Below are 21893 nucleotides of genomic sequence, written 5' to 3' on the forward strand. Positions count from 1 at the left end.
ATGGCATTTGAGGGCTTATCAGAACGCCTGCAAGCAACGATGCAAAAAATGCGTGGTAAAGGTAAACTTACTGAAACTGACATAAAGACTATGATGCGTGAAGTAAGATTAGCATTACTTGAGGCTGACGTTAACTTTAAAGTTGTAAAAGAATTTATTAAAACAGTTTCAGAGCGTGCTTTAGGTTCGGACGTTATGCAATCACTAACACCGGGTCAACAAGTGATTAAGATTGTACAAGACGAGTTAACGAAGCTAATGGGTGGAGAAAACACATCGATTAATATGTCTAATAAACCACCAACTGTTGTGATGATGGTAGGTTTACAAGGGGCAGGTAAAACAACAACTGCTGGTAAATTAGCATTATTAATGCGTAAGAAATACAACAAAAAACCCATGTTAGTAGCAGCAGATATCTACCGTCCAGCAGCGATTAATCAATTACAAACAGTTGGTAAACAAATTGATATTCCTGTTTATAGTGAAGGAGATCAAGTTAAACCACAACAAATTGTTACGAATGCATTACAACATGCTAAAGATGAACATTTAGACTTTGTAATCATTGATACAGCAGGTCGATTACACATTGATGAAGCATTGATGAATGAACTGAAAGAAGTTAAAGAAATTGCTAAACCCAATGAAATCATGCTTGTTGTAGATTCAATGACTGGTCAAGATGCTGTCAACGTTGCAGAGTCATTTGACAATCAATTAGATGTGACTGGTGTGACTTTGACAAAATTAGACGGAGACACTCGTGGTGGTGCAGCTTTATCTATTCGTTCAGTAACTCAAAAACCAATTAAATTTGTAGGTATGAGTGAGAAATTAGATGGTTTAGAACTATTCCATCCTGAACGTATGGCATCACGAATTTTAGGTATGGGTGATGTATTAAGTTTAATTGAAAAAGCGCAACAAGATGTGGATCAAGAAAAAGCAAAAGACTTAGAGAAAAAGATGCGTGAGTCATCATTTACGTTAGATGATTTCTTAGAACAACTTGATCAAGTGAAAAATTTAGGACCACTGGATGATATTATGAAAATGATTCCAGGTATGAACAAAATGAAAGGGCTAGATAAGCTTAATATGAGTGAAAAGCAAATTGATCATATTAAAGCGATTATCCAGTCTATGACACCAGCTGAAAGAAACAATCCAGATACATTAAACGTGTCGCGTAAGAAGCGTATTGCTAAAGGTTCTGGACGCTCATTACAAGAAGTTAATCGCTTAATGAAACAATTTAACGATATGAAAAAAATGATGAAACAATTTACTGGTGGCGGTAAAGGTAAAAAAGGTAAACGAAATCAAATGCAAAATATGTTAAAAGGTATGAACTTACCATTTTAATTTTTGATAAAAACATCAATCTTTAATTCAAGTTAAGGTTGGTGTTTTTACATTTATAGTATTGTAATTAAAGTTTTATAGAGAGGGTGGGACATTAAGTTCTTAGGCAATGTAAAAAAGCTGATTTCTATTAATTATTTGATAGAAATCAGCTTTTTTGATATGCATTTTATAATGTACAGCTCGTTGAGCTGCTATTTCCCTTATATTAAGTGCCATTAATACAAAACCTAGCTCTCGTTTAACTTTATTTATTCCTCGAACTGACATTCGAGTGAAACCCAAAATAGCCTTCATAAATCCAAAAACAGGCTCTACATCAATTTTTCTTTGACTATAGATTTTTTTCGTTTCTGGTTCAGAAAGCTTTTGGTTAATTTTGGCCTTAAAGTATTCCCAATTATAATTCTTCATAATTTTCTTATTGGATTTCGAATTTGGCTTCATGCATGGATTTCTCATAGAACATGCTGAACAGTCATCACATTAATATAGTTTGAAGTCACGTTTAAAACCATATCTATCATTACGGTATACATATCTTTTAAAACCTATTCTTTTGTTATTAGGACATATAAATTCATCATTAAGTTCGTCGTATTTCCAATTTTGAGTGTTAAAAATGTCACTTTTAAACTTTCTAGTTTTATCTTTAATAAACATGCCATACGTAATAAGTGGTGTTTTATAAAATTATCTATAATAGCCATATAGTTTTGCTCACTACCATAACCTGCATCAGCTACAATATACTCTGGTAAATAACCGAAGGTATTTTGAATCATTGTTAAAAATGGAATTAAAGTTCTAGTATCTGTTGGGTTTTGAAATAGGTCATAGGATAAAACAAATTGAGAATTTGTCGCTATTTGTAAATTGTATCCTGGCTTAAGTTGGCCATTTTTCATATGGTCTTCCTTCATTTTCATAAAAGTTGCATCATGATCAGTTTTAGAAAAGCTATTTCTATCTTTAAGAATCAATTTTTGTTCTTCATATTTACTTTTTCTTTCAGAATAATCATCAAGTTTATTTTTGAACTTCTTAATCTCAGTTCTTTTTTTACGGGTCTGTTTTCTAATTTGAGCACAATCTTCGTTCTCAATAGAATGACTTAAATCTTCGATTTCTTTATCTAAATGATTACCAATTAAATCAATTTCTTCTATTGTTAAATCGCTATCTCCATCTTCTTTTATCTCTGGTATTATTTTTTCTTCAACTAAGTAACGATATAATGCTTTTGAATTTTCGTTCAATTGCGATTCATGATTTTGAATACTTTTCTTCCACACAAATGTATATCTATTGGCACTAGCTTCTACTTTTGTACCATCAATAAGATTTTGCTTTAAACATTGACTATGGAACTGAATAAATAAAGATTCAATTAACGCATCAGTATTTGGATTCACTCTAAAACGATTAATAGTTTTATACGAAAGTGTCTTATTTTTTAAAAGTATTTCAAAGTAAAATTACATGTTAATACGTAGTATTAATGGCGAGACTCCTGAGGGAGCAGTGCCAGTCGAAGACCGAGGCCCCAACACAGAAGCTGACATAAAGTCAGCTTACAACAATGTGCCAGTTGGGGTGGCTGAGACGGCACCCTAGGAAGGGACCCGTCATAAAAAATTCTATTTATAGAATTTTACAATAATGTGCCAGACGGGCATAGCGAAGCCATTCAATACGAAGTATTGTATAAATAGAGAACAGCAGTAAGATATTTTCTAGTTGAAAATTATCTTACTGCTGTTTTTTTAGGGATTTATGTCCCAGCTTCGTTCATATGAATATAATTGTGTATATTTTGATAGTAATCGAATTTAGGTTAAGCATTTCACCGATGTAATTTAGTTTTCAATTAGTTTTTGGGATAAAATATTCAATATTTTTTCAGGTAAAGAAAAAACTCTTTACAAACATTCGTACACCTGTTAATATTATTTCTTGTAGAAAATAAAAATTAAAACATGACTTAAAGGAGATTTTATAAATGGCAGTTAAAATTCGTTTAACACGTTTAGGTTCAAAAAGAAATCCATTCTATCGTATTGTAGTAGCAGATGCTCGTTCTCCACGTGACGGACGTATCATCGAACAAATCGGTACTTACAACCCAACGAGCGCTAATGCTCCAGAAATTAAAGTTGACGAAGCGTTAGCTTTAAAATGGTTGAATGATGGTGCGAAACCAACTGATACAGTTCACAATATCTTATCAAAAGAAGGTATTATGAAAAAATTCGACGAACAAAAGAAAGCTAAGTAATTTAGCTATTTTGTGGTCTAATATTTAGAATAACTCATTTGAATTAACAGCCATCATTTGATGAAAAATTGAGTGATGTGAGTTAGTTTTATAATAAGTTTTGGGGTACCATTGTGGTACCCTTTTTCTTTGAATTAAATTCAATTAAAATAGAAGAGTTCAAAGTATAGAGTTGGAGGTAATAGTATGAGAGTTGAAGTCGGGCAAATTGTTAATACACACGGCATTAAAGGTGAAATAAAAGTGAAATCCAATTCAGACTTTACAGATATTCGTTTTCAACCAGGTCAAGTGTTGACAGTTGTATATAATAATAAAGATATTGAATATACAGTTAAGTCACATAGAGTGCACAAAGGTCTACATATGCTGACATTTGAAGGAATCAATAATATCAATGATATTGAACATTTAAAAGGAAGTTCAATTTATCAAGAACGTGATCATGAAGATATAGAACTTGAAGAGAATGAATTTTATTATTCAGATATTATTGGTTGTACAGTCTTTGATAATGAAGGCACGCCAATCGGTCGAGTTATTAACATTTTTGAAACAGGCGCAAATGATGTCTGGGTAATAAAAGGCGCAAAAGAATATTTAATACCATACATTGCTGACGTTGTAAAAGAAGTTGATGTTGAAAATAAAAAAATCATCATTACACCGATGGAAGGATTATTAGAATAATGAAAATAGATTATTTAACTTTATTTCCTGAAATGTTTGATGGCGTCTTAAATCATTCAATTATGAAGCGTGCCCAAGAAAATGGTAAATTGCAAGCTAATACAGTTAATTTTAGAGATTATGCAGTTAATAAACATAATCAAGTTGATGATTATCCATATGGTGGGGGACAGGGCATGGTATTAAAGCCAGAACCTGTTTTTAATGCAATGGAAGACTTAGATGTCACAGAACAAACACGCGTTATTTTAATGTGCCCACAAGGTGAACCATTTTCACATCAGAAAGCTGTTGAATTAAGTAACGCTGAACACATTGTATTCATATGTGGACATTATGAAGGTTACGATGAACGTATCCGAACACATCTTGTTACAGATGAAATATCAATGGGTGACTATGTGTTAACTGGCGGTGAGTTACCAGCAATGACAATGACTGATGCTATTGTTAGACTTATTCCGGGAGTTTTAGGTAATGAACAGTCACATCAAGACGATTCATTTTCAGATGGTTTATTAGAATTCCCGCAATATACACGTCCTCGTGAATTTAAAGGTCTAACTGTACCAGATGTCTTATTATCTGGGAATCATGCCAATATAGATGCATGGCGACATGAACAAAAGTTAATACGCACGTATAACAAACGACCGGATTTAATTGAAAAATATCCATTAACTAAAGTAGATAAGCAAATTTTAGAAAGATATAAATTAGGATTGAAAAAAGACTAGCATTATGCTAACATAATCTGAGTGTGGAAACACAAAAATCACTATGATCCGCTGCTATATATTTGTCGAGGCAAGAACATAGGTTGAAGAGGAGAATTTATAATGACAAATCACAAATTAATCGAAGCAGTAACTAAATCACAATTACGTACAGACTTACCAAGTTTCCGTCCAGGTGATACTTTACGTGTACACGTACGTATCATTGAGGGTACTCGTGAGCGTATCCAAGTATTCGAAGGCGTTGTAATTAAACGTCGTGGCGGTGGCGTTTCTGAAACGTTTACAGTTCGTAAAATTTCATCAGGTGTTGGTGTGGAACGTACATTCCCATTACACACTCCTAAAATTGAAAAAATCGAAGTTAAACGTCGTGGTAAAGTACGTCGTGCTAAATTATATTACTTACGTAGTTTACGTGGTAAAGCTGCTAGAATCCAAGAAATTCGTTAATCAGCATTTAAACAAAGCTATGTATGAGTCAATTATGACTCAATCGATAAAACCATCTAGGTCACTTTTATGTAGTGATGTAGGTGGTTTTTTTGTGTTGCTTAGGTAAGTAAATCTGATAATATAATTGTTTTCTCTTCGCTATTCGAAAGGAGCTTTGTCAAAATAGTTATATAAATAAAAATCTACTAAGTACCATGGAAAAGGACTTAGTAGATTTATTTAATTTATTCGTACAATATCATTTTCGTATTATCCATCTCGTAAAAATAATACTACATAAAATACCCAAGATAGTAATTGATATAAGTAAGTTAAAATGAGGTGGTTGATAACTTAAATAAATCTTTGTTACATTTTTAGGTGCTTTAATACCAGTCATAACACCATTTACTTGTTCAACTTTAAGGCTTTGATCAGCAGATTTCGCTTTCATACCTTTAGTGTATGCCATTGGTAAAACTATATAGCCAGAAGAATTTTTATTTTTAGTAATAGTGTAACCTTTTTTAGTTTTACTAACTTTTACAGCCTCTAATGAATTAGAAGCGTGCTGCAACGTGCTGTAATCTTCACCATATAATCCTTTTAAATTCACGCGATATGTACCTTTAGGTAAGGATAATTTGATAGAGTCAGAAGATTTAATGCGCATCGTAACAGGTGTGACGAAACGACGATACTTATAAGTAAGCTTGTTTCTTTCTTGAGTATATTCGTTTAATTTAACAGCATGTGTTTTATCAGGTGAAAGCAACTCTAAATCCATTTCCAAATACAAATCTTTATATTTATTTGAAACTGACTTTGGTAACTGTAATGTTAACCCGCCATTTTTTTGTTTCACCTTTAATAAATGTTTCGTTGAAGATTGCCATTTTGCATCATTTAAGTTAATTTTAGAATTCGATAATAGGTTTTTATTGGCTATAAAATGAGTATTTGCATCTTTAGCGTTATTTGAAACAATCCCTTGTAACATTGCTTGTTCTTTATCTAATGGGGATTTTAAATCTTTATTATAAAATACCTTATTCGTGATATGTGCACTTGGATATTGAATCTTATTTTTAGAGTGAATCCAATGTACTTTATTTTCATTATGTTCAGAAACAATATTAAAACCATATGGCAAATTATCATCTCGATTCGTTCTGATACGACCTTTAACATTCCAAAGTGACATTAAATTTTGACGATTACCAAGTAGACGATAAGTACTATTTTTATCAATCGGCATATTAATTTGGAGTGATTTGTCATAATATTTTAAAATGTCACCATTAAAAATACTAGAATATATTGAAATGCCATTATAATGATAAATAAATGGCGAGTTTAATGCATAATCAGACATATAATCGATGCGATTTAATGGATCTTTTGCACTATGGTTAATGTTTTTAATTAGCTGGTTAATATAGCTACTGTGATAATCATGTTGTTTCATTGAGGATAGCGATTGTTGATAAGGCTTGATGGCTATATCTTTATTTTCATTTATAATTACCATTTGTTGAATTACGACGACAAACACTAACGTAGTAATAGTGACTTTTTTATAACGCCATAAATCAAATTTAAAAATTACGGCAATCATGATGAGAATGATAATTCCTACTATAAGTGCACGTGGATGTGTCGGTGATAATAATACATAAAGTAATGCAATCATGCTCACTGGAATTGCTCTGATTAAATAATATTTTATATTCAATATTGAAAAATGTTGGATGAATAATCCGCAAAGTGCGCTTGATGATAATGCTAAGATATACACCCATCGTCTTTCTGGAAATGAAAATCCATTAAAAGCACTGTCGAAATACTGTGATAATGAACCAATAAATAAGACCCATGTTAGTATAGCGAATAGCCTATAAAAGTAATAACTATATAGCTTGAATGAAAATAGTGCAATAATGGTTAATATTGAAATTGTAATGTAAAAACCATCGCTAAAGAAGAAATAGTGATAATCGATTGGTGTCAAAAATGGTATGTTGACATTGGGATTTTGTTGTCTATCGTTTTCTAAAAATGCAGAAACTCCAGTAAATAATCCAAATGAGCTAGACATTGTACTTAAAATCGTTGCCGTAATTACACAAATTAGTTTTTGCTTTCTTGAAACAATGTCATATTTGTAGCTGAAAATGAGTCGGTATAAATAGTAGCAACCTATAATAATAGCTTGATAATAACTGAAATAAAAATTGCTAAATAGTGTTAGGGCTATCGCAACAATGAAAATACCGATTTTGCGTTGTTGAAAATATCTTTCCAAACCGAGAATCGATAATGGTAATAAATATAGTAAATTACCATAAAATGACCAAGTGAAATTAAAATAAATAACAACTGTAGACATACCATATAAAATTGTGGCAATCACATTTGTCGAACGCTTAAATCTTAAAGTTTTAAAAAGATAGAAGGTCGTGACAAATGTTATGATTGCTCGTAGCATTGCCATAATAAGTTGATTTGTTGGCCAAAAATGTATGGTTGTCGGATTAAATATACCGAACGTTTCACCAATTTTAATGAATAGGAAATTTAGCCACATTAAAGGTGACAGTGAATAATAATATGATAGTCCTTTAAGATAATCGCCACCTAAGCCAAAAGATGCATCATATAAATTTGAAAAACTACTCAGATGTTCATACAAATACATTTGAAATGGCATCATTTGTCGGAATCCATCTCCAGATCCACTAAAAACTATACCATCAACAAAATAATCATAAATATAAGTAGAAAATAATATGATTGTTAGAATCAAGCTTATGAAAGTTATGAAAAAGAATTGTTTTGCATTTTTATTTAGCATCTTTTTTAACATGACATTGTCCTCAGCTTTCAATTTTAAAATTAAATTTAACTGAAATTAAAGTTAATGAAGTTCAAAATGTGTGATGACAATGATGACGGTTGAACAGTTAACTTTTAATGATTTTAATCTTTAGATTGTTTTTAGTTTATCATTAAACAAAAATATTGAATAATAAAAATGTATTTGAGAATGAAATGAGTAGTTTTTACAATAGTTAAGGAATATTGTTTAAAGTTTATATTCCCTATTTAGCATAAAATGATTAGGTTTAACTTGATCTATAGCATTGTTAAGAAATAAGTTAATGTTAAAATTAATATAGTTGAATTTCAAGATTTGCTTTATAATTAATAAGTTATTAATTTTAAGAAGGTACAGAAAAGAATAGACGAAAGTAAGGTGAAGTGAATGGTTATTCAATGGTATCCAGGACATATGGCAAAGGCCAAAAGAGAAGTAAGTGAACAGTTAAAAAAAGTAGATGTAGTATTTGAACTTGTAGATGCAAGAATTCCTTATAGTTCTAGGAATCCAATGATTGATGAGGTTATTAACCAAAAACCACGTGTGGTTATTTTAAATAAAAAAGATATGTCAAACTTAAAAGAGATGTCAAAATGGGAACAATTTTTTATTGATAAAGGATACTATCCTGTATCAGTGGATGCTAAGCACGGTAAAAATTTAAAGAAAGTGGAAGCTGCAGCAATGAAGGCGACTGCTGAAAAATTCGAACGAGAAAAATCAAAAGGACTTAAACCACGTGCAATTAGAGCGATGATCGTTGGAATACCAAATGTCGGGAAATCTACTTTAATAAATAAATTGGCAAAACGTAGTATCGCTCAAACTGGTAATAAACCTGGTGTTACAAAGCAACAACAATGGATTAAAGTAGGAAATGCTTTGCAATTATTAGATACGCCTGGAATTCTTTGGCCTAAATTTGAAGATGAAGAAGTAGGTAAAAAGTTAAGTTTAACTGGAGCGATTAAAGATAGTATCGTTCATTTAGATGAAGTAGCTATATATGGATTGAACTTTTTAATTCAAAATGATATTGAACGCTTAAAAGCACATTATAAAATTGAAGTTCCAGAAGATGCAGAGATTTTAGCTTGGTTTGATGCGATAGGTAAAAAACGTGGCTTAATACGTCGTGGAAATGAAATTGATTATGAGGCAGTTATTGAACTGATTATTTATGATATTCGAAATGCAAAAATAGGAAATTATTGTTTTGATATTTTTAAAGATATGACTGAGGAATTAGCAAATGACGCTAACAATTAAAGAAGTAACGCAGTTGATTAATGCGGTTAATACAATAGAAGAATTAGAAAATCATGAATGCTTTTTAGATGAGCGAAAAGGTGTACAAAATGCCATAGCCAGACGAAGAAAAGCGTTAGAAAAAGAACAAGCTTTAAAAGAAAAGTATGTTGTAATGACTTACTTTGAAAATGAAATATTAAAAGAGAATCCTAATGCTATTATTTGTGGTATTGATGAAGTTGGAAGAGGACCTTTAGCAGGTCCAGTCGTTGCATGCGCAACAATTTTAAATGCAGATCACAATTATCTAGGCCTTGATGACTCGAAAAAAGTATCTGTTACGAAACGCATAGAATTAAATGAGTCTTTGAAAAATAATGTAACTGCATTTGCTTATGGCATTGCAACAGCAGCAGAAATAGATGAATTTAATATTTATAAAGCTACTCAAATCGCCATGCAGCGAGCTATTGATGGATTATCAGTACAACCAACGCATTTATTGATAGACGCGATGACGCTTGATAATGCACTGCCTCAAGTATCTTTAATCAAGGGTGATGCAAGAAGTGTATCTATTGCAGCTGCAAGCATCATGGCAAAGGTTTTTCGTGATGATTATATGACACAGTTATCTAAAGATTATCCTGAATATGGTTTTGAAAAAAATGCGGGTTACGGTACCAAACAACATTTACTAGCAATCGATGATATTGGCATTATGAAAGAGCATAGAAAAAGCTTTGAACCTATAAAATCGTTACTGTAAATCGTAAAATTCAATTAAATGATAAAAAAGTAGCATTTAAGTTTACAATAGCGCTTACATTTTTTATAATTGTAAGGGAACTTAACCTAAGTAACAGGAGGATGGAAGATGAATATCCACGAGTATCAAGGTAAAGAAATATTTCGTTCAATGGGCGTTGCAGTTCCAGAAGGACGAGTAGCATTTACTGCTGAAGAAGCGGTGGAGAAAGCAAAAGAATTAAATTCTGATGTATATGTTGTAAAAGCACAAATTCATGCTGGAGGTAGAGGTAAAGCAGGCGGAGTAAAAATTGCTAAATCTTTATCTGAGGTAGAAACATACGCAAATGAATTATTAGGGAAAACTTTGGTGACACATCAAACTGGTCCAGAAGGTAAAGAAATTAAGCGTTTATATATCGAAGAAGGTTGTGCTATTCAAAAAGAATATTACGTTGGATTCGTTATTGATCGTGCGACTGACCAAGTAACATTGATGGCGTCTGAAGAAGGGGGCACTGAGATTGAAGAAGTTGCTGCGAAGACTCCTGAAAAGATCTTCAAAGAAACTATCGATCCAGTAATCGGACTTTCACCATTCCAAGCAAGACGAATTGCGTTTAATATTAATATTCCTAAAGAATCTGTTAACAAAGCTGCTAAATTCTTATTAGCACTTTATAACGTTTTCATTGAAAAAGATTGTTCAATTGTTGAAATCAACCCATTAGTGACAACTGCTGATGGTGATGTTTTAGCATTAGATGCTAAAATTAATTTTGATGATAATGCATTATTCAGACATAAAGATGTTGTAGAATTACGTGATTTAGAAGAAGAAGATCCGAAAGAGATTGAAGCGTCTAAACATGATTTATCATACATTGCATTAGATGGTGACATCGGATGTATGGTGAATGGTGCAGGTTTAGCCATGGCAACAATGGATACGATTAATCATTTCGGTGGAAACCCAGCCAATTTCTTAGATGCAGGCGGAAGCGCTACTAGAGAAAAAGTTACTGAAGCATTTAAAATCATTTTAGGTGATGAAAATGTTAAAGGTATTTTCGTAAACATTTTCGGTGGCATTATGAAATGTGATGTTATCGCAGAAGGTATCGTTGAAGCTGTAAAAGAAGTAGATTTAACATTACCGCTTGTTGTACGTTTAGAAGGTACAAATGTTGAGTTAGGTAAAAAAATCTTAAAAGACTCAGGATTAGCAATTGAACCAGCAGCAACAATGGCTGAAGGTGCACAAAAAATTGTTAAACTAGTTAAAGAAGCATAAGGAAAGGATGGGAGCACTAAGATGAGTGTATTTATAGATAAGAATACTAAAGTAATGGTACAAGGTATTACAGGGTCTACTGCCCTTTTCCATACAAAACAAATGCTTGATTATGGTACGAAAATAGTAGCAGGTGTGACACCTGGTAAAGGTGGTCAAGTTGTTGAAGGCGTTCCTGTTTTCAACACTGTTGAAGAAGCTAAAAATGAAACTGGTGCAACTGTATCAGTCATTTACGTTCCAGCGCCATTTGCTGCAGACTCAATTTTAGAAGCAGCAGATGCAGACTTAGATATGGTTATTTGTATTACTGAACATATCCCAGTTTTAGACATGGTTAAAGTTAAACGCTACTTACAAGGTAGAAAAACGCGTTTAGTTGGTCCAAACTGCCCAGGTGTGATTACAGCAGATGAGTGTAAAATCGGTATCATGCCAGGATATATTCATAAAAAAGGTCATGTAGGTGTAGTATCTCGTTCAGGTACTTTAACATATGAAGCAGTGCATCAATTAACTGAAGAAGGTATTGGACAAACTACAGCTGTCGGCATTGGCGGTGACCCAGTAAATGGTACTAACTTTATTGATGTTTTAAAAGCGTTCAATGAAGATGATGAAACGAAAGCAGTCGTTATGATTGGTGAAATTGGTGGTACAGCTGAAGAAGAAGCAGCTGAATGGATTAAAGCGAATATGACAAAACCAGTTGTAGGCTTTATTGGAGGACAAACTGCACCTCCAGGTAAGCGTATGGGACATGCTGGTGCAATCATTTCAGGTGGTAAAGGCACTGCTGAAGAGAAAATTAAAACATTAAATAGTTGTGGTGTGAAAACAGCGGCAACACCTTCAGAAATTGGTTCAACATTAATTGAAGCTGCTAAAGAAGCAGGTATTTATGAATCATTATTAACAGTTAATAAATAAAGTTAAAAGATGATATAAATGGCTATAGCCCATTCCATACTTTATAAAAGTATCGGAAATGGGCTATTTGTCGTGCGATGAATTTTAGTACACATTTCATATTTTGGAAAGACAAGTTAATTATTTTACCTCCTACAATAGCTTTATAAAACAAAGCAAATTTTTATTAAATTTATATAGTGCACTATGTTATAATGTTTATATATTGTTGTAAGGAGTGTTTCATCATGAATAAACAACAAAGTAAAGTACGCTATTCAATTAGAAAAGTTAGTATTGGAATTTTGTCAATTTCAATAGGTATGTTTTTGGCATTGGGTATGTCGAACAAAGCATATGCAGATGAAATTGATAAATCTAAAGATTTTACAAGAGGCTATGAGCAAAATGTATTCGCGAAATCAGAGTTAAATGCTAATAAAAATACGACAAAAGACAAAATAAAAAATGAAGGTGCTGTTAAAACATCGGACACAAGTTTAAAGTTAGATAACAAATCAGCAATTTCAAATGGAAATGAAATTAATCAAGATATAAAGATTTCAAATACTCCGAAAAACTCAAGCCAAGGTAACAATCTAGTTGTTAATAACAATGAACCTACTAAAGAAATTAAAATTGCAAACTTGGAAGCTCAAAATTCTAATCAGAAGAAAATGAATAAAGTTACTAATAATTACTTTGGTTACTACAGTTTTAGAGAAGCTCCAAAAACACAAATCTATACTGTAAAAAAAGGAGACACACTTAGTGCTATAGCATTAAAATACAAAACTACAGTTTCAAATATTCAAAATACAAATAATATAGCAAATCCTAATTTAATATTTATTGGTCAAAAATTAAAAGTGCCAATGACACCATTAGTAGAACCAAAACCAAAAACAGTATCTTCAAATAATAAAAGTAATAGTAATAGCAGTACATTAAATTATTTGAAAACATTAGAGAATAGAGGATGGGATTTCGACGGTAGTTATGGATGGCAATGTTTCGATTTAGTCAATGTATATTGGAGTCATCTTTATGGTCATGGATTAAAAGGAAATGGAGCTAAAGATATACCATATGCAAATAATTTTAATAGTGAAGCTAAAATTTATCACAACACACCAACTTTCAAAGCTGAACCTGGGGACTTAGTGGTTTTTAGTGGAAGATTTGATGGAGGATATGGTCATACAGCTATTGTCTTAAATGGTTATTATGATGGAAAATTAATGAAGTTCCAAAGTTTAGATCAAAACTGGAATAATGGTGGATGGCGTAAAGCAGAGGTTGCACATAAAGTTGTTCATAATTATGAAAATGATATGATTTTTATTAGACCATTTAAAAAAGCATAATTTAAATCAAAGGCAGGACATTGAAATATGAAATTTTCAACTTTAAGTGAAGAAGAATTTACCAACTACACCAAAAAGCACTTCAAACATTATACACAGTCTATAGAATTATATAATTATAGAAATAAAATAAATCATGAAGCACATATTGTGGGAGTGAAGAATGAAAAAAATGAAGTTATAGCTGCATGTTTATTAACAGAGGCACGTATTTTTAAATTCTACAAATATTTCTACTCTCATAGAGGTCCTTTACTTGATTATTTCGATGCTAAATTAGTTTGTTACTTTTTTAAAGAATTATCTAAATTCATTTATAAAAATAGAGGAGTATTTATTCTTGTTGATCCATATTTAATAGAGAATTTAAGAGATGCAAATGGTAGGATAATAAAGAATTATAATAATTCAGTGATAGTAAAGATGTTAGGAAAAATTGGGTATCTCCATCAAGGTTATACAACAGGATATTCAAATAAAAGTCAAATTAGGTGGATTTCTGTATTGGATTTAAAAGATAAAGATGAGAATCAACTTTTAAAAGAAATGGAATACCAAACTAGAAGAAATATAAAAAAGACTATTGAGATTGGTGTTAAGGTTGAAGATTTATCTATTGAAGAAACAAATCGATTTTATAAATTGTTTCAAATGGCTGAAGAAAAACATGGTTTTCATTTCATGAATGAAGATTATTTTAAACGAATGCAAGAAATATACAAAGATAAGGCAATGTTAAAGATAGCTTGTATAGATCTTAATGAATATCAAGATAAATTAAAAATGCAATTATTGAAAATCGAAAATGAAATGATGACTGTGAACAGAACATTAAATGAAAATCCAAATTCTAAAAAGAATAAATCAAAATTAAATCAGTTAAATATGCAATTATCTAGTATTAATAATAGAATTAGTAAAACCGAAGAACTAATATTAGAAGATGGACCTGTTTTGGATTTAGCTGCTGCTTTATTTATATGTACTGATGATGAAGTTTATTATCTATCAAGTGGATCAAATTCTAAATATAATCAGTTTATGGGCGCATATCATCTACAATGGCATATGATAAAATATGCAAAATCACATAATATTAATAGGTATAATTTTTATGGAATAACAGGCGTGTTTAGTAATGAGGCGGATGATTTTGGTGTACAACAATTTAAAAAAGGTTTTAATGCACATGTTGAAGAATTAATTGGTGATTTCATCAAACCAGTAAGACCAATTCTATATAAATTTGCAAAACTTATTTATAAGGTTTGATTATAAAGTATGTTGGAAATTGAAATTTAAAATTCTTTCCAACATACTTTTCACTTTTTAAGTCAGTATTTTTACTCCTTAAAATAACATTACATCGACAATGTTTTTGTATTAGAAATGTAAAACAAAAATAGAATATGATTTTGTATGATTACAAAAAGGAGTTGATTTATTGATTAGACTATTTTTGCTTAAGTTATACTGGGCACACTTTTCGACTAAACAAATTCATCAATTATTAATGGCATATCCTAATGTAATTAAAGAGGGGGGTAGAAAAAAAGATACTTATTTATGTGAATGGGTAAATAGGGAAGAAAATGTTCATTTATTACGTAAATACTATGCTTTTATAAAACTTGATCATAACGATATTATTAAAGAACTGCAGAAATTAAAAGTAAGTTACATTACATATATGGATTCTGAATACCCAGTGCTATTAAAAGAAATATATCAATTTCCATTACTTCTTTTCTATAAAGGGAACATCAAATTAATAAATAATATGCATCATTTGGCAGTAGTAGGTGCAAGAGATTCTACAAGTTATACCCAACAGTCTTTAGAATTTTTATTATCAAATGATAAAAGCAAATATTTAACAATTGTTTCCGGCCTTGCTCAAGGAGCTGATGCAATGGCACATCAAATAGCTTTAAAATACAATCTCCCTACAATAGCAGTTTTAGCCTTTGGCCATCAAACACATTATCCCAAAAGTACATTAGCATTAAGAAATAAAATAGAAGAAAAAGGTTTAGTTATATCCGAATATCCACCACATACACCAATTGCTAAATATAGATTTCCTGAGCGCAATAGAATTATCAGCGGTTTGTCAAAAGGGGTTTTAATTACTGAGGCTAAGGAACAAAGTGGCAGTCACATCACGATAGATTTTGCATTAGAGCAAAATAGAAATGTTTATGTTTTACCTGGATCTATGTTTAATCCTATGACAAAAGGTAATTTATTACGTATCCAAGAAGGTGCTAAGGTAGTATTAAACGCTAATGATATATTTGAAGACTACTATATTTAAAACTAAAAATAACGAGTTTCTTCATATTTCTTTTTTTACCCTTTGTAATTTATTTTTTAATAAAATCTATAAAAAATAGACAGGGAAAATGATTTGTTTAGATATAAAACGTTGACAAAAGCAAAATTAAGCGTTTATCATTTATCTTTAGTAATTAGATTAGCGAGGGGGAAATGACATTGGCAGATAATTTAGTCATTGTTGAATCGCCTGCAAAAGCAAAAACCATTGAAAAGTATTTAGGTAAGAAATATAAAGTTATAGCTTCAATGGGACACGTCAGAGACTTACCAAGAAGTCAAATGGGTGTCGACACTGAAGATAATTACGAACCAAAATATATAACAATACGCGGAAAAGGTCCTGTTGTAAAAGAATTGAAAAAACATGCAAAAAAAGCGAAAAACGTCTTTCTCGCAAGTGACCCCGACCGTGAAGGTGAAGCAATTGCTTGGCATTTATCAAAAATTTTAGAGCTTGAAGATTCTAAAGAAAATCGCGTTGTTTTCAACGAAATAACTAAAGACGCTGTTAAAGAAAGTTTTAAAAATCCTAGAGAAATTGAAATGAACTTAGTCGATGCACAACAAGCGCGTCGAATATTAGATAGATTGGTTGGCTATAACATCTCGCCAGTTCTATGGAAAAAAGTAAAAAAAGGGTTGTCAGCGGGTCGAGTTCAATCTGTTGCACTTCGTTTAGTCATTGACCGTGAAAATGAAATACGAAACTTTAAACCAGAAGAATATTGGACTATTGAAGGAGAATTTAGATACAAAAAATCAAAATTCAATGCTAAATTCCTTCATTATAAAAATAAACCTTTTAAACTAAAAACGAAAAAAGATGTTGAGAAAATTACAGCTGCATTAGATGGAGATCAATTCGAAATTACAAACGTGACAAAAAAAGAAAAAACGCGTAATCCAGCGAATCCATTTACAACATCTACTTTACAACAAGAGGCGGCGCGCAAATTAAACTTTAAAGCAAGAAAAACAATGATGGTTGCACAACAATTATATGAAGGTATTGATTTGAAGAAACAAGGTACAGTTGGTTTGATCACATATATGCGTACTGACTCAACACGTATTTCAGAAACAGCAAAGTCAGAAGCAAAACAGTATATTACTGACAAATACGGTGAATCATTTGTTTCTAAGCGTAAAGCTTCAGGTAAACAAGGCGATCAAGATGCCCATGAAGCTATTAGGCCTTCAAGTACTATGCGTACGCCTGATGATATGAAATCATTTTTAACGAAAGATCAATATCGTTTATACAAATTAATTTGGGAACGATTTGTTGCAAGTCAGATGGCGCCTGCAATTTTAGATACAGTTTCATTGGATATTACGCAAGGTGATATTAAATTTAGAGCGAATGGTCAAACGATTAAATTTAAAGGTTTTATGACGCTTTATGTTGAAACGAAGGATGATTCGGACAGTGAAAAAGAAAATAAGTTACCTAAACTAGAACAAGGTGATCAAGTTACTGCAACTCAAATTGAGCCAGCGCAGCATTTTACACAACCACCGCCAAGATATACTGAAGCAAGATTGGTGAAAACGCTTGAAGAGTTAAAAATTGGTCGTCCCTCAACATACGCACCTACTATTGATACGATTCAAAAACGTAATTATGTTAAATTAGAAAGTAAGCGTTTTGTTCCAACAGAGTTGGGAGAAATTGTTCATGAACAAGTGAAAGAATACTTCCCAGAAATTATTGATGTAGAATTCACAGTAAATATGGAAACATTGCTTGATAAAATTGCTGAAGGCGATATTACTTGGAGAAAAGTTATTGGCGGTTTCTATAGCAGCTTTAAACAAGATGTTGAGCGTGCTGAAGAAGAAATGGAAAAGATTGAAATCAAAGACGAGCCAGCTGGAGAAGATTGTGAAGTTTGTGGATCTCCAATGGTAATTAAAATGGGGCGCTATGGTAAGTTCATGGCTTGCTCAAACTTCCCAGATTGTCGTAATACAAAAGCGATAGTTAAGTCTATTGGCGTTAAATGTCCAAAATGTAATGATGGTGACGTCGTAGAAAGAAAATCTAAAAAGAATCGTGTCTTTTATGGATGCTCAAAATATCCAGAATGTGATTTCATTTCATGGGATAAACCAATTGGTAGAGATTGTCCAAAATGTAACCATTATCTTGTTGAAAATAAAAAAGGTAAGACAACACAAGTTGTATGTTCAAACTGTGATTATAAAGAGGCAGCGCAGAAGTAACGTGTTGATAGCCTAAATAAATTTTGCTGTTGTAATATTTAAGTTTTAGATTGATTTTTAAAAGTTTGAAGTACATTTTCGAATGTATATTTCTTATTTGACCAATCATAACAACGATATTGATAGACATAAATGATAATAAAAGGAGTATAGAAATGACTCAAACTGTAAATGTAATTGGTGCAGGCTTAGCTGGTTCAGAAGCAGCATACCAATTAGCTGAAAGAGGAATTAAAGTAAATTTAATAGAAATGAGACCAGTAAAGCAAACACCAGCTCACCATACAGATAAATTTGCTGAACTAGTATGTTCGAACTCTTTACGAGGAAATGCATTAACAAACGGTGTTGGTGTTTTAAAAGAAGAAATGAGACGATTGAATTCATTAATTATTGAAGCAGCTGATAAAGCACGTGTACCGGCTGGAGGTGCATTAGCAGTTGATAGACATGACTTTTCTGGATATATTACAGATACCCTTAAAAATCACGAAAATATTACTGTTATTAACGAAGAAATTAATGCTATACCTGATGGTTACACAATTATCGCAACAGGTCCACTTACTACTGAAAACCTAGCGCAAGAAATTGTAGATATCACTGGTAAAGATCAGCTTTATTTTTATGACGCAGCTGCTCCGATTATAGAAAAAGATTCAATTGATATGGATAAAGTATACTTGAAATCTCGATATGATAAAGGTGAAGCAGCTTATTTAAATTGTCCTATGACTGAAGAAGAGTTTAACAAATTTTATGAAGCAGTATTAGAAGCGGAAGTTGCACCTGTAAATTCGTTTGAAAAAGAAAAATATTTCGAAGGTTGTATGCCTTTTGAAGTAATGGCAGAGCGTGGGCGCAAAACTTTACTGTTTGGTCCTATGAAACCAGTTGGTTTAGAAGATCCTAAAACTGGAAAACGTCCATTTGCTGTTGTGCAATTAAGACAAGATGATGCAGCTGGTACGCTTTATAATATTGTTGGTTTTCAAACACATTTAAAATGGGGCGCACAAAAAGAAGTAATTAAATTAATACCAGGTTTAGAAAATGTTGATATTGTTCGATATGGTGTGATGCATAGAAATACATTCATCAATTCACCTGACGTATTAAATGAAAAATATGAATTAATTTCACAACCTAAAATTCAATTTGCAGGACAAATGACTGGTGTTGAAGGATATGTGGAAAGTGCGGCAAGTGGCTTAGTTGCAGGAATCAATCTTGCACACAAAGTGTTAGGTAAGGGAGAAGTAGTGTTTCCAAGAGAAACGATGATTGGAAGTATGGCTTACTATATTTCACATGCTAAAAATAATAAAAACTTCCAACCTATGAATGCTAATTTCGGGTTACTTCCTTCTTTAGAAACTAGAATTAAAGATAAGAAAGAACGTTATGAAGCACAGGCAAATAGAGCGTTGGACTACTTAGAAAATTTCAAAAAAACTTTATAAAATAGTTAGAAAGACTAGAAATGCTATTCATTCTTAAGTCATTATTACACAATTTATGACAATGAAATGAAAAAACTTATTCTAGTCTTTTTAATTTTGGAATTGTTACGTATTTCTGACAATTTAGAATTCGCTTTCAGAAAATATCTAAATAAATAACACACAATAAGTTGATTGTTGTAACATGTAAGAGGAAGATTTAATTAAACAATATTTAAAAGGCAAATAAAGATTATATGGCGAAGCTATTAATAATGATTAATAGTAAATAAATTTAAAAAGAAGTATTCTAATTTATAGGTTCACCAGTAACTTATAATTATTTAATTCTCAAAAGATTTAGAATTGATTATCAAATTACTGTAAGCCCTTTGCTCTATGTGCTACAATTCTTATTGATGGAGGGTAAATGTATTGAATCATATTCAGGAAGCATTTTTAAATACATTAAAAGTTGAACGTAATTTTTCAGAACATACATTAAAATCATATAGAGATGATTTAATTCAATTTAATCAATTTTTAGAACAAGAACATTTACAGTTGAATACTTTTGAATATAGAGATGCTAGAAATTATTTGAGTTATTTATATTCAAATCATTTGAAAAGAACATCGGTTTCTCGTAAAATCTCAACGTTACGTACTTTTTATGAATATTGGATGACATTAGATGATAATATTGTAAATCCATTTGTTCAATTGGTACATCCAAAGAAGGAAAAATATCTTCCTCAATTCTTTTATGAAGAAGAGATGGAGGCGTTATTTAAAACGGTAGAAGAGGATGCTACAAAAGGATTGCGTGATCGATTAATTCTTGAATTATTATATGCTACTGGTATTCGTGTTTCAGAATTAGTTAATATTAAAAAACAAGATATAGATTTTTATGCCAATGGTGTAACAGTATTAGGGAAAGGTAGCAAAGAGAGATTTGTGCCTTTTGGTGCTTATTGTAGGCAAAGTATTGAAATTTATTTGGAACATTTTAAACCTATTCAATCATGTAATCATGATTTTCTAATTGTAAATTTGAAAGGTGAAGCCATTACAGAACGTGGTGTGCGTTATGTTTTGAATGACATTGTTAAAAGGACTGCGGGTGTAAGTGATATTCATCCTCATAAACTTAGACATACTTTTGCCACACATTTGTTGAATCAAGGTGCCGACTTGCGTACAGTGCAATCGTTATTAGGTCATGTCAATCTATCAACAACTGGTAAATACACGCATGTATCAAACCAGCAGTTAAGAAAAGTATATCTAAATGCCCATCCTCGAGCGAAAAAGGAGAATGAATCATGAGTAATACAACGTTACATGCAACAACAATCTATGCCGTAAGACATAATGGAAAAGCAGCAATGGCAGGTGATGGCCAAGTTACACTTGGTCAACAAGTCATCATGAAACAAACAGCAAGGAAAGTAAGACGTCTATATGAAGGAAAAGTATTGGCAGGTTTTGCTGGTAGTGTAGCTGATGCATTTACATTATTCGAAAAATTTGAAACTAAATTACAGCAATTCAGCGGTAATTTGGAAAGAGCTGCCGTTGAACTAGCTCAAGAATGGCGTGGTGACAAACAATTACGCCAATTAGAAGCGATGCTAATTGTCATGGACAAAGATGCTATTTTAGTAGTCAGTGGCACTGGTGAGGTTATTGCTCCGGACGATGATTTAATCGCTATTGGATCAGGCGGTAATTATGCATTAAGTGCTGGACGTGCACTGAAACGTCATGCATCTCAATTGTCAGCAGAAGAAATGGCATATGAAAGCTTAAAAGTAGCTGCGGATATTTGTGTCTTTACTAATGATAATATTGTTGTAGAAACACTATAATATTTCGTGAGCGATACATTGTTACGAGTAATTAATTTTAGTTAAAGACGG

The 21893-nt window shown here is 31.7% G+C and carries 17 protein-coding genes and 1 pseudogene; 16 read left to right on the forward strand and 2 right to left on the reverse strand.

Annotated elements, in window-relative coordinates:
- Positions 1-1368 carry a signal recognition particle protein gene (gene ffh, locus SAMSHR1132_RS05650; protein ID WP_000863483.1) on the forward strand — a complete coding sequence of 456 codons (1368 nt, stop codon included), beginning with the start codon at positions 1-3 and terminating at the stop codon, positions 1366-1368.
- A 102-nt stretch (positions 1369-1470) separates the two neighbouring features.
- Here ffh and SAMSHR1132_RS13760 read toward each other — a convergent pair.
- Positions 1471-2831, reverse strand: a pseudogene (locus tag SAMSHR1132_RS13760) (IS1182 family transposase); the annotation flags it as partial.
- Positions 2832-3370: 539 nt separating this feature from the next.
- Here SAMSHR1132_RS13760 and rpsP point away from each other — a divergent pair.
- From rpsP to rplS, 4 genes are all read left to right on the forward strand, one after another.
- Entirely contained in the window at positions 3371-3646 is a 276-nt protein-coding gene (gene rpsP, locus SAMSHR1132_RS05665) for a 30S ribosomal protein S16 (protein WP_000268754.1), read from the forward strand.
- A gap of 186 nt (positions 3647-3832) precedes the next feature.
- Complete coding sequence (gene rimM / locus SAMSHR1132_RS05670; RefSeq protein ID WP_001261978.1) at positions 3833-4336, forward strand: ribosome maturation factor RimM; 504 nt, start codon at positions 3833-3835, stop codon at positions 4334-4336.
- Entirely contained in the window at positions 4336-5073 is a 738-nt protein-coding gene (trmD, locus tag SAMSHR1132_RS05675) for a tRNA (guanosine(37)-N1)-methyltransferase TrmD (protein WP_000687321.1), read from the forward strand. The genes rimM and trmD overlap by 1 nt, the downstream gene beginning before the upstream one ends.
- 102 nt (positions 5074-5175) lie before the next feature.
- Positions 5176-5526: a 50S ribosomal protein L19 gene (gene rplS / locus SAMSHR1132_RS05680; RefSeq protein ID WP_000181404.1), complete on the forward strand. Its 351-nt coding sequence runs from the start codon at positions 5176-5178 to the stop codon at positions 5524-5526.
- A 241-nt stretch (positions 5527-5767) separates the two neighbouring features.
- Here the strand turns inward: rplS and SAMSHR1132_RS05685 are convergent, their stop codons facing one another.
- On the reverse strand, positions 5768-8374 hold the full coding sequence (locus SAMSHR1132_RS05685) for a YfhO family protein (RefSeq protein ID WP_000914522.1): 2607 nt from the start codon (positions 8372-8374) through the stop codon (positions 5768-5770).
- Between the two features lie 399 nt (positions 8375-8773).
- Between SAMSHR1132_RS05685 and ylqF the strand changes: the two genes are divergently transcribed.
- The 11 genes from ylqF to hslV all read left to right on the forward strand — a co-directional run bounded on the left by ylqF (position 8774) and on the right by hslV (position 21842).
- On the forward strand, positions 8774-9658 hold the full coding sequence (ylqF, locus tag SAMSHR1132_RS05690; RefSeq protein WP_000236710.1) for a ribosome biogenesis GTPase YlqF: 885 nt from the start codon (positions 8774-8776) through the stop codon (positions 9656-9658).
- On the forward strand, positions 9642-10409 hold the full coding sequence (locus tag SAMSHR1132_RS05695; RefSeq protein ID WP_000176402.1) for a ribonuclease HII: 768 nt from the start codon (positions 9642-9644) through the stop codon (positions 10407-10409). The genes ylqF and SAMSHR1132_RS05695 overlap by 17 nt, the downstream gene beginning before the upstream one ends.
- Positions 10410-10517: 108 nt before the next feature.
- On the forward strand, positions 10518-11684 hold the full coding sequence (gene sucC / locus SAMSHR1132_RS05700; RefSeq protein WP_001020805.1) for an ADP-forming succinate--CoA ligase subunit beta: 1167 nt from the start codon (positions 10518-10520) through the stop codon (positions 11682-11684).
- Positions 11685-11705: 21 nt separating this feature from the next.
- Positions 11706-12614, forward strand: a complete 909-nt coding sequence (sucD, locus tag SAMSHR1132_RS05705) for a succinate--CoA ligase subunit alpha (RefSeq protein ID WP_000110253.1) — start codon at positions 11706-11708, stop codon at positions 12612-12614.
- A gap of 227 nt (positions 12615-12841) precedes the next feature.
- Entirely contained in the window at positions 12842-13960 is a 1119-nt protein-coding gene (locus tag SAMSHR1132_RS05710) for a LysM peptidoglycan-binding domain-containing protein (protein WP_001041670.1), read from the forward strand.
- Between the two features lie 27 nt (positions 13961-13987).
- Positions 13988-15232: a FemA/FemB family glycyltransferase FmhC gene (fmhC, locus tag SAMSHR1132_RS05715; RefSeq protein ID WP_000672873.1), complete on the forward strand. Its 1245-nt coding sequence runs from the start codon at positions 13988-13990 to the stop codon at positions 15230-15232.
- A 172-nt stretch (positions 15233-15404) separates the two neighbouring features.
- Complete coding sequence (gene dprA, locus SAMSHR1132_RS05720; protein WP_000620186.1) at positions 15405-16277, forward strand: DNA-processing protein DprA; 873 nt, start codon at positions 15405-15407, stop codon at positions 16275-16277.
- A gap of 173 nt (positions 16278-16450) precedes the next feature.
- A complete protein-coding gene (topA, locus tag SAMSHR1132_RS05725; protein WP_014373823.1) occupies positions 16451-18526 on the forward strand; it encodes a type I DNA topoisomerase in 2076 nt (691 codons plus the stop codon).
- Between the two features lie 155 nt (positions 18527-18681).
- Positions 18682-19989 carry an FADH(2)-oxidizing methylenetetrahydrofolate--tRNA-(uracil(54)-C(5))-methyltransferase TrmFO gene (gene trmFO / locus SAMSHR1132_RS05730; RefSeq protein ID WP_000195261.1) on the forward strand — a complete coding sequence of 436 codons (1308 nt, stop codon included), beginning with the start codon at positions 18682-18684 and terminating at the stop codon, positions 19987-19989.
- A 414-nt stretch (positions 19990-20403) separates the two neighbouring features.
- Complete coding sequence (xerC, locus tag SAMSHR1132_RS05735; RefSeq protein WP_001015612.1) at positions 20404-21300, forward strand: tyrosine recombinase XerC; 897 nt, start codon at positions 20404-20406, stop codon at positions 21298-21300.
- Positions 21297-21842, forward strand: coding sequence for an ATP-dependent protease subunit HslV (gene hslV / locus SAMSHR1132_RS05740; RefSeq protein ID WP_000072683.1), 546 nt, complete (start codon positions 21297-21299; stop codon positions 21840-21842). Before xerC ends, hslV begins: the two co-directional genes overlap by 4 nt.
- The last annotated feature ends 51 nt before the right edge of the window (positions 21843-21893 follow it).

The organism is Staphylococcus argenteus (assembly GCF_000236925.1).
In the GTDB taxonomy this organism is placed as follows: Bacteria; Bacillota; Bacilli; order Staphylococcales; family Staphylococcaceae; genus Staphylococcus; species Staphylococcus argenteus.

What these genes read in the sequence shown, in the direction of transcription:
- sucC (WP_001020805.1), top strand. Translation starts at nt 10,518, where the DNA reads ATGAATATCCACGAGTATCAAGGTAAAGAAATATTTCGTTCAATGGGC.
- ylqF (WP_000236710.1), top strand. Translation starts at nt 8,774, where the DNA reads ATGGTTATTCAATGGTATCCAGGACATATGGCAAAGGCCAAAAGAGAA.
- trmFO (WP_000195261.1), top strand. Translation starts at nt 18,682, where the DNA reads ATGACTCAAACTGTAAATGTAATTGGTGCAGGCTTAGCTGGTTCAGAA.
- trmD (WP_000687321.1), top strand. Translation starts at nt 4,336, where the DNA reads ATGAAAATAGATTATTTAACTTTATTTCCTGAAATGTTTGATGGCGTC.
- rpsP (WP_000268754.1), top strand. Translation starts at nt 3,371, where the DNA reads ATGGCAGTTAAAATTCGTTTAACACGTTTAGGTTCAAAAAGAAATCCA.
- hslV (WP_000072683.1), top strand. Translation starts at nt 21,297, where the DNA reads ATGAGTAATACAACGTTACATGCAACAACAATCTATGCCGTAAGACAT.
- rplS (WP_000181404.1), top strand. Translation starts at nt 5,176, where the DNA reads ATGACAAATCACAAATTAATCGAAGCAGTAACTAAATCACAATTACGT.
- rimM (WP_001261978.1), top strand. Translation starts at nt 3,833, where the DNA reads ATGAGAGTTGAAGTCGGGCAAATTGTTAATACACACGGCATTAAAGGT.
- topA (WP_014373823.1), top strand. Translation starts at nt 16,451, where the DNA reads ATGACATTGGCAGATAATTTAGTCATTGTTGAATCGCCTGCAAAAGCA.
- SAMSHR1132_RS05695 (WP_000176402.1), top strand. Translation starts at nt 9,642, where the DNA reads ATGACGCTAACAATTAAAGAAGTAACGCAGTTGATTAATGCGGTTAAT.
- sucD (WP_000110253.1), top strand. Translation starts at nt 11,706, where the DNA reads ATGAGTGTATTTATAGATAAGAATACTAAAGTAATGGTACAAGGTATT.
- SAMSHR1132_RS05685 (WP_000914522.1), bottom strand. Translation starts at nt 8,374, where the DNA reads ATGTTAAAAAAGATGCTAAATAAAAATGCAAAACAATTCTTTTTCATA.
- SAMSHR1132_RS05710 (WP_001041670.1), top strand. Translation starts at nt 12,842, where the DNA reads ATGAATAAACAACAAAGTAAAGTACGCTATTCAATTAGAAAAGTTAGT.
- fmhC (WP_000672873.1), top strand. Translation starts at nt 13,988, where the DNA reads ATGAAATTTTCAACTTTAAGTGAAGAAGAATTTACCAACTACACCAAA.
- ffh (WP_000863483.1), top strand. Translation starts at nt 1, where the DNA reads ATGGCATTTGAGGGCTTATCAGAACGCCTGCAAGCAACGATGCAAAAA.